This window comes from Kitasatospora sp. MBT66, from assembly GCF_000710405.2.
Lineage (GTDB): Bacteria > Actinomycetota > Actinomycetes > Streptomycetales > Streptomycetaceae > Kitasatospora > Kitasatospora purpeofusca.
Genome location: NZ_JAIY01000008.1, coordinates 165,934 through 172,160, shown reverse-complemented (window position 1 = coordinate 172,160; position 6,227 = coordinate 165,934). Strand labels below are relative to the sequence as shown.

At 74.1% G+C, this 6,227-nt stretch carries 5 protein-coding genes and 2 tRNA genes; 6 read left to right on the top strand and 1 reads right to left on the bottom strand.

Annotated features, from left to right (window positions below; genetic code table 11):
- Positions 1-85: 85 nt before the first annotated feature.
- Together BI06_RS22025 and BI06_RS22020 are read left to right on the top strand one after the other, a co-directional pair.
- Positions 86-2,752: a sensor histidine kinase KdpD gene (locus BI06_RS22025; protein ID WP_051741579.1), complete on the top strand. Its 2,667-nt coding sequence runs from the start codon at positions 86-88 to the stop codon at positions 2,750-2,752.
- Positions 2,749-3,429 carry a response regulator gene (locus BI06_RS22020; RefSeq protein WP_030393241.1) on the top strand — a complete coding sequence of 227 codons (681 nt, stop codon included), beginning with the start codon at positions 2,749-2,751 and terminating at the stop codon, positions 3,427-3,429. The genes BI06_RS22025 and BI06_RS22020 overlap by 4 nt, the downstream gene beginning before the upstream one ends.
- A gap of 254 nt (positions 3,430-3,683) precedes the next feature.
- Here BI06_RS22020 and BI06_RS22015 read toward each other — a convergent pair whose 3' ends face one another.
- Positions 3,684-4,955 (bottom strand): hydrolase, encoded by a 1,272-nt coding sequence (locus BI06_RS22015; protein WP_030393242.1) that lies wholly within the window; start codon positions 4,953-4,955, stop codon positions 3,684-3,686.
- 239 nt (positions 4,956-5,194) lie between these two features.
- Between BI06_RS22015 and BI06_RS22010 the strand changes: the two genes are divergently transcribed.
- The 4 genes from BI06_RS22010 to BI06_RS21995 all read left to right on the top strand — a co-directional run bounded on the left by BI06_RS22010 (position 5,195) and on the right by BI06_RS21995 (position 6,223).
- Positions 5,195-5,267, top strand: a tRNA-Thr gene (locus BI06_RS22010).
- Between the two features lie 43 nt (positions 5,268-5,310).
- Positions 5,311-5,383: transfer RNA gene (locus BI06_RS22005), tRNA-Met, on the top strand.
- 84 nt (positions 5,384-5,467) lie between these two features.
- A complete protein-coding gene (gene rpmG / locus BI06_RS22000; protein ID WP_006604855.1) occupies positions 5,468-5,632 on the top strand; it encodes a 50S ribosomal protein L33 in 165 nt (54 codons plus the stop codon).
- Between the two features lie 129 nt (positions 5,633-5,761).
- A complete protein-coding gene (locus tag BI06_RS21995; RefSeq protein WP_030393243.1) occupies positions 5,762-6,223 on the top strand; it encodes a MaoC family dehydratase N-terminal domain-containing protein in 462 nt (153 codons plus the stop codon).
- Positions 6,224-6,227 lie beyond the last annotated feature (4 nt).

The window sequence follows — 6,227 nt, the reverse complement described above, 5'->3', positions numbered from 1 at the left end:
GACCGGCCCGCCGTCCGTCCCCCGTACGAACCGTCCCCGCGCGACCCGTCCCCCGTACGACGCAGAAGACGAAAGAGCAGCGCCCATGGCCCGCGACCTCACCCCCGGCACCGGCCACCGACGCGGCCGGCTGAGGGTGTACCTCGGTTCCGCTCCCGGTGTCGGCAAGACCTACCGGATGCTGGACGAGGCCCGGCGCAGACAGGAGCGGGGCGCGGACGTCGTCGTCGGCTGGATCGAGTGCCACGGGCGCCGCCACACCGAGGCGATGCTCGACGGCCTGGAGGTCGTGCCGGGCGTCCACCGCGCCTACCGGGACACCGACTTCGAGGAGATGGACCTCGACGGGGTGCTGCGGCGAAAGCCCACCGTCGTCCTCGTGGACGAACTGGCGCACACCAACATTCCCGGCGGGCGGCACGGCAAGCGCTGGCAGGACGTCGACGAGCTGCTGGACGCCGGGATCGACGTCATCACCACGGTCAACATCCAGCACCTGGAGTCGTTGAACGACGTCGTCCAGAAGATCACCGGCATCCCGCAGCGCGAGACCGTGCCGGACGAGGTGGTGCGCCGGGCCGACCAGATCGAACTCGTCGACATGGCCCCCCAGGCGCTGCGCCGCCGGATGGCCCACGGCAACGTCTACAAGGCGGAGAAGGTGGACGCCGCGCTCTCGAACTACTTCCGGGTCGGCAACCTCACCGCCCTGCGCGAGCTCGCCCTGCTCTGGGTGGCCGGGCGGGTCGACGAGGGCCTGCGCGACTACCGGGCCAACCACAACATCGACCGGGTCTGGGAGACCCGCGAACGCGTCGTGGTCGCCCTCACCGGCGGCCCCGAGGGCGAGACCCTGATCAGACGCGCCGCCCGCATCGCGGACCGCACCGCCGGCGGCGACCTGCTGGCCGTCCACGTCACCCGCAGCGACGGCCTGGCCGGCGCCTCCTCCGGCGCCCTCGCCCAGCAGCGGCAGCTCGTCGAGAGCCTCGGCGGCAGCTACCACGTGGTCGTCGGCGACGACATCCCCACCTCGCTGCTCGCCTTCGCCCGCGCCCACGACGCCACCCAGCTCGTCCTCGGCACCAGCCGCCGCGGCCGGACCGCCCGCTTCCTCACCGGACCGGGCATCGGCGAGACCACGGTGGACGCCTCCGAGGACATCGACGTCCACATGGTCACCCACGAGTTCACCGGCCGGGGCCGGCTGCCCGCCCTCGGCCGGCGCCACTCCCGGCGCCGCACCGTCGCCGGCTTCCTGGCCGGCCCGATCGTGCCCTCGCTGCTGACCCTGGTCCTGTCCCAGTTCCACGACACCGTCAACCTCACCACCGATGCCCTGATCTTCCAGCTCGGCGTCGTCGTGGTCGCCCTGCTCGGCGGCGCCACCTCGGCCCTGCTGGCCTCGCTGGTCGCCTCGGTGCTGCTCAACTACTTCTTCATCCCGCCCGTCCACGCCTTCACCATCGGCGAGACCAACAACATCATCGCCCTGGTGGTCTTCGCGGCCGTCGCGCTGACCGTCTCCACCGTGGTCGACCACGCGACCCGCCTCACCGCCCGCGCCGCCCGCGCCACCGCCGAGGCCGAGACCCTCTCCACCCTGGCCGGCAGCGTCCTGCGCGGCGCCGACGCCCTGCCCGCCCTGCTGGAGAAGTCCCGCACCGCCTTCGGCATGAGCTCGGTGGCCCTGCTGGGCCGCACCGGCGGCGAGGTGCTCGCCTCCTGCGACACCGCCGCCGAGGTGAAGGACGCCGCCGACGGTGACCGGGCCGACGACGGCGGCGCCGCCCCGGACCGCGCCCTCGTCACCACCGAGGTCCCCGTCGGCGCCGACGCCGTCCTCGTCCTCACCGGCCGCCGGCTGCCCGCCGCCGACCAGCGCGTCCTCACCGCCTTCGCCGCCCACGTCGCAGCCGCCCTGGAACGCGACCGCCTCGCCGTCGTCGCCGCCGAGGTCGAACCCATCAAGGCCGCCGACCGGATGCGCACCGCCCTGCTCGCCGCCGTCAGCCACGACCTGCGCACCCCGCTCGCCGCCGCCCTCGCCTCGGTCGGCTCGCTGCGCAGCCCCGACGTCGAGTTCTCCGCCGAGGACCAGGCCGAACTCCTCGCCACCGCCGACGAGTCCCTCGTCAAACTCACCCGTCTGGTGGACAACCTGCTCGACATGAGCCGCCTCCAGGCCGGCGCGCTCACCCTCCACCTCGCCGAGACCCACCTCGACGAGATCCTGCCCCGCGCCCTGGACTCGCTCGCCGACCCGTACGCGCCCGTCCAGCCGCTCGACCTGGAGACCGTCCCGCCGGTGCTCGCCGACCCGCCGCTGCTGGAACGCGTCCTCGCCAACGTCATCACCAACGCCCTGCGCCACAACGCCCCCGGTGCGCCGGTCCTGGTCGCCGCCAGCCACCACGCCGGACGGGTCGAACTGCGGGTGATCGACCGCGGCCCCGGCATCGCCCCCGAGGACCGCGACCGGGTGTTCCTGCCCTTCCAGCGCCTCGGCGACACCGACAACACCACCGGCGTCGGCCTCGGCCTCGCCCTCTCCCGCGGCCTCGCCGAGGCGATGGACGGCAGCCTGGAGGTCGAGGACACCCCCGGCGGCGGCACCACCATGCTGCTCACCCTGCCCGCGGCCCCGGCCCGGCCGATGCCCGACGGGCCGGTACCCGCCGGTCCCGTTCCCGCCGATCCGGTACCCGCCGGTCCCGTGTTCGTCCAGCACCCCGGGGAGGCCCCCGAATGAGCGAGATCCTCGTCGTCGACGACGAGCCGGCGCTGCTGCGCACCCTGCGGATCAACCTCGGCGCCCGGCAGTACGCCGTCCGCACCGCCGCCACCGGCGGCGAGGCCCTGGCCCGCGCCGCCAGGACCTCCCCTGACGCCGTCCTGCTCGACCTCGGCCTGCCCGACCTCGACGGCATGGACGTCATCCGCGGTCTGCGCAGCCGCAGCGCGGTGCCGATCATCGTGCTCTCCGGCCGGGCCGACGCCGCCGACCGGATCGGCGCGCTGGACGCCGGCGCCGACGACTACCTCACCAAGCCGTTCCTGATGGACGAACTGCTGGCCCGGCTGCGCGCCGTGCTGCGCCGCCCGCCGGTCACCGTCGGCCCCGCGGCGCCCGCGCCGGTGATCGGCGACCACACCGTGGACCTCGCCGCCACCACCGTGACCGGGCCGGACGGGCCGGTGCGGCTCACCCCGACCGAGTGGCGGATCCTGTCCCTGCTGCTGGCCCACCCCGGCCGGCTGGTGCCCGGCCGGCGGATCCTGCGCGAGGTCTGGGGCCCGGCCCACGAGGAGCGGGGCAACTACCTGCGGGTCTACCTGGCCGGCCTGCGGCGGAAGCTGGAGCGCGACCCGGCCCGGCCGCGCCATCTGATCACCGAACCGGGGATCGGCTACCGCTTCGAGCCCTGACCGGGCACCGGACGGGCCTTGGGCAGCCGGGCCGCCGGGGGGTGTCAACGGCGCGTCAGGAGCGGTGGCCCCGGCGCCAACAGGGCGTCAAGAGCGGCCGACGCGGCCGTCCGGGGGCATAGCGTCGGTGGTGAGGAAGCGGCCCCGCTCCGTGGGGGATGCCTGGGGCCGCTCCGCCGCTCCGGCGGCCACCCGGGTGGGGGAGGGGCGCGCGATGTCGGCATCGCGCGCCCCGATCACCCGTCCGGCCGGGTTCAGCCCCCGTCCGTGCCGTCCGACTGCCGGGGCAGCGCCAGGGCCACCGTGTCGGCGAACTCCCGTACCGCGCTGGTCCGGCTGACGACCCGACCGCTGTGCACCACCAGCCGGCTGTGCCCGCCCGCCAGCGCCCCGGACAGGCTGTCCCCGCGCACCGCCAGCAGCTCGGCCGGGAAACCGGCGTCCACCCGAACCGGCGGCAGCCCGAGCGCCAGCCGCGCCTGGTTGGAGACCGCGTCGTACGCCGCGTCGGGGTCCAGCACCCCGGCCGCCGCCAGCAGGTACGCGGCCTCCAGCGGGTCCGCCCGCCCGACCGGGTTGGCGCCGTCGCGCAGCGAGCCGCTGCCGGCCGCCAGCGGCACCCGGGCCTTCAGCAGGTCCCGCAGCTGCCCGGGTCGCAGCCCGCTCGCCAGGCCCTCCAGCCCCGAACAGCCGCCGTTCTGCGGCAGGCAGACCACCCGGACCCCGCTGTTGGCCAGCACCGTCGCGGCGCCCGGCGCGAGCGCCCCGCAGGGACCGACCACCACCCGGGGCCGCAGCGGGGCGAGCGCCCCGGCCAGCCGGGCCAGCTGCACCGGATCGGCGGCCGTGGTGTGCAGGTCCACCGGGCAGTCCGCCTCCCGGGCGGCCTCCAGCAGCAGTTGGACGTAGCCGGCCGGGTCCGGGTCCAGTTCGGGGCAGCCGCCGGCGGCGGTGGCGCCCAGCTTGAGCGCCTCCCGCAGCTGGGCCCGGCCGTCCGCCCCGGCCCGGCCGGTGAGCAGCCGGGGCATCGCGACGGCCTGGAGGTCGGCGAGGCCGCGCAGCGCCTGCTGGGAGGTGAGGACCGCCTCCAGCCGGCGCAGCCCGTGCACGTCGCCGATCCGGACGTGGGTGCGCTGGGCGGTCGCGCCGTAGCCGAGCGAGGTCAGGGCGGCCTCGGTGACCCGCCGGGTGAGCTCGGCGGGGGTCTCCGGCGGCGGGGTGGGCAGGGCGGCGGAGAAGGCGACGTCGTAGTGCGCGTGCGCCTCGGCCGGGGCCGGCAGCAGCAGATAGCCGCGCAGGTCGATCCTGGCCCCGGTGGTGACGGTGGGGCCGCCGGGCACGGCGGGCAGCGGGCCCAGTCCGCCGGCGGTGCCGACGGCCTGGATCCGGTCGCCGCTGATCCGTACGTCCACCACCCGGCCGTCCGCCAGCCTGGCCCCGGTGAGCAGCAGGACGGGCCCGTGCCCGAGCGGGTTGGCGGCCGGTCCGGGTCCGGGGTGCGGTCCGTCGGCGGCTGCGCTGTCCATCGCCCGGCTCCTTCTGGCGTCCGGTTCCTGCTCGGGTCAATGAGCGACGAGCCTACGGCGGGCGGACCCGGGGCGTCGGGAGGCGGGCAATAGTCGTATCGGCTCGGGGCGCGACTCCGGGGGGCCGGTCGAACGCCGGACCTTCGATCGCTCGCCCGTACGCCTCGCCGACCTGCGGACTTCGCCGCGGGATACGGATTTCACCTCTGGGCGCGGAACGTGTAATCTCTTCCTCGTTCGCCCCTATAGCTCAGTCGGTAGAGCGTCTCCATGGTAAGGAGAAGGTCTGCGGTTCGATTCCGCATGGGGGCTCTGGTGAGAAGGAGTCGGCTTCGGCTGTGCTCCGGATCACTGTGGCGGTGTAGCTCAGTTGGTAGAGCAAGCGGCTCATAATCGCTGTGTCACCGGTTCAAGTCCGGTCACCGCTACCCCGCGTAGTCGGTCGGGGGATCACACTCCCGGTCGGCTACTCTTGTCTGTGTTCTTATTCATTGTCCAAGGAAGGCACTCCCGTGGCTGCCACCGATGTCCGCCCGAAGATCACGCTGGCCTGCGTGGAGTGCAAGGAGCGGAACTACATCACCAAGAAGAACCGGCGTAACGACCCGGACCGTCTTGAGATGAAGAAGCACTGCCCCCGCTGCAACTCGCACACCGCGCACCGCGAGACCCGCTGACCCTGCTTGCAGGGCAACGGGCCTGTGTGACCAGGTCTACGACTCCGGGCCGCATCCCTCATTTGGGGGTGCGGCCCGGAGTCTTTTGTGTTCGAACCGACTGTCCGCCGCGTTTCCTAGGAGCTGCCGATGGCACTCGACCCTTCCTTCATCGGGCGGACCTATCCGCCCACCGAGCCCTACGAGGTCGGCCGGGAGAAGATCCGCGAGTTCGCCGTCGCCGTGGGTGACGCCAATCCGGTGTACGTCGACCCGGAGGCCGCCAAGGCACTCGGCCACCCGGACGTGATCGCGCCGCCGACCTTCCCGATCGTGCTCACCATGCGGGCCTCCGGCCAGGTGGTCCAGGACCCGGAGCTGGGTCTCGACTACAGCCGGGTCGTGCACGGCGACCAGAAGTTCAGCTACACCCGCCCGGTGCGGGCCGGTGACCGGCTGACCGTCTCGGTCACCGTCGACAACATCAAGTCGCTGGCCGGCAACGACGTGCTCACCGTGCGCGGCGAGGTCGCGGACGAGTCCGGCGAGCACGTGGTGACGTCGGTCATGACCCTGGTGGCCAGGGCCGCCGACGAGAAGGCGGGGGAGTGAGCCC

Excerpts from the sequence above, each read along its gene's own strand:
- BI06_RS22025 (WP_051741579.1), top strand. The coding sequence starts at position 86 with ATGGCCCGCGACCTCACCCCCGGCACCGGCCACCGACGCGGCCGGCTG.
- BI06_RS22020 (WP_030393241.1), top strand. The coding sequence starts at position 2,749 with ATGAGCGAGATCCTCGTCGTCGACGACGAGCCGGCGCTGCTGCGCACC.
- BI06_RS22015 (WP_030393242.1), bottom strand. The coding sequence starts at position 4,955 with ATGGACAGCGCAGCCGCCGACGGACCGCACCCCGGACCCGGACCGGCC.
- BI06_RS21995 (WP_030393243.1), top strand. The coding sequence starts at position 5,762 with ATGGCACTCGACCCTTCCTTCATCGGGCGGACCTATCCGCCCACCGAG.